Genomic DNA, 1,438 nt, shown 5'->3' with positions numbered 1-1,438 from the left:
TGTCCTGGCGGCAATCTCCCCCTCAAGGGGGAGATCGACTGTTCCTCCTGCTTTCGCCAGTTCCCAAATGTTGAAAGAAAAGGTGTCGCCGGTGACACAGCCAATCTCCCCCCTTGAGGGGGAGATGTCCGGCAGGACAGAGGGGGGCGTTCAAGCGCTGACAGGCGACATCAACTGCATGGAAGGAGCCACCCTTGCCGCCAGCCGCTGAAGCCGCCTCGCCCGAACCCATCCTGCTTGCCGTCGAAGGCATCACCAAGCATTTCGCCGGCGTGACGGCGCTCAGCGATGTCTCGCTCGATATCCGCCCCGGCGAGATCCTCGGCCTGCTGGGCGAAAACGGCGCCGGCAAATCGACGCTCTTGAAAATCCTGTCGGGTGTGATGCCGCCATCGGGCGGCCGCATCACTTTCGACGGTGCCGATTATCATCCCTCCAGCCCGCAGGATGCCAAGCGGCTTGGCATCGTCACCATCTATCAGGAACTGAGCCTGATCCCGACGCTGACCGTGGCGGAGAACATTTTCATCGGCCGCGCGCCGATCGGCCCGCTCGGGCTGGTGAGTTGGCGCAAGATGGAGGAAGATTCCCGCACGATCATCGCCCGCGTCGGTCTCTCCATAGACCCGATGACGCCGGTCTCGGCATTGTCCGTGGCCGAGCAGCAACTGGTCGAGATTGCTCGGGCGCTGTCGCTGGAAAGCCGGCTGATCATCATGGATGAGCCGACCTCGGCGCTGACCGAGACCGAGGTGCAGCGGCTGCTGTCGATCATGGACCGGCTGCGCAAGGACAGGGTCGCCATTATGTTCGTCACCCACCGGCTGGAGGAAGCGTCCGCCATATGCGATCGCATGACGGTGCTGCGCGACGGCAGGCTTGCCGGCCACCTTAACCGTGAAGGCGGGCCGATCGCGCTGCCCAAAATCATCGAGAAGATGGTCGGCCGCGCGGCGTCCGAGCTCTACGCCCGGCCGGCGCAACGCGCGGTGGCCGGCGATGTCGTGCTGTCGGTGCGCGGCCTGCGCACTGTGCGCGACCCCGAGGCGCCGCACGCCATCGTGCTCGACGGCGTCGACATAGACCTCAAGGCCGGTGAAATCCTCGGCGTTGCCGGGCTTGTCGGCTCAGGCCGCACCGAACTGGCGCGCGCTATCTTCGGCGCCGACCGCATCGCGGCCGGCACCATCACGCTCGACGGCAAGCCGATCGCCCCGTCATCACCCGCGGACGCCATTGCCCTCGGCATCGGCCTGGTGCCGGAGGACCGCAAGCACCAGGCGATCTTTGCCGCGCTGGGCATCCTGCCGAATTTCTCCATCGCTTCGCTGGGCAGCTTCAGCAACGGTTTCGGCTTCATGGCTGAGCGGCGCGAGCGCGATGCGCTGGCCGGGTTTCGCAAGATGCTGTCGATCGCCTGCTCGGCCGAGGCCATGCG

At 65.7% G+C, this 1,438-nt stretch carries 1 protein-coding gene; it reads left to right on the top strand.

The features are described from left to right. Window positions 1-194: 194 nt before the first annotated feature. Window positions 195-1,438: sugar ABC transporter ATP-binding protein (locus EOA22_RS33425; protein ID WP_164756175.1), on the top strand; the 1,244-nt coding region annotated here is incomplete at its 3' end.

This window comes from Mesorhizobium sp. M7A.F.Ca.US.014.04.1.1 (genome assembly GCF_003998745.1).
Classification (GTDB): Bacteria; Pseudomonadota; Alphaproteobacteria; order Rhizobiales; family Rhizobiaceae; genus Mesorhizobium; species Mesorhizobium ciceri.
The sequence above is the reverse complement of the archived record's forward strand: the minus strand, read 5'-3'. Positions and strand labels throughout refer to the sequence as shown.